1 protein-coding gene is annotated in these 305 nt (G+C 63.0%); it reads right to left on the bottom strand.

The features are described from left to right. On the bottom strand, positions 1-305 hold a 305-nt coding region (locus KIP88_RS46255; RefSeq protein WP_214494692.1), incomplete at both ends, for a transposase.

Here is a 305-nt window from a genome sequence, read left to right as displayed (position 1 = left end):
TTGGTGCCGTGCTTCTGCCTTCCGGTGGCGATGTAGCCCTCGATGCGCCGCCGTTTGATCGTGCGAAGATTGGCGGCGGAGCAGTAGCCGGCGTCGGCCGATACTTCGTCGGGATTGGTCCCCAGATTGGCCCTGATCCCGTCGAGCAACGGCGCCAGTTGCGCCTGATCGCTGGAGGAACTGGTCAGCGTCTGCGCCACGATGATCTGATGGGCACCATCGACCGCGGCCTGGGCGTTGTAGCCCTGGATGTAACCGTCCTTGGTCTTCAGGATGCGGCTTTCCGGGTCGGTGAAATTGCGTTG

The sequence above is a fragment of the Bradyrhizobium sp. SRL28 genome (assembly GCF_018596315.1).
Classification (GTDB): Bacteria; Pseudomonadota; Alphaproteobacteria; order Rhizobiales; family Xanthobacteraceae; genus Bradyrhizobium.
Note: the sequence above shows the minus strand (reverse complement) of the source record. Positions and strands in the feature narration are given on the sequence as shown.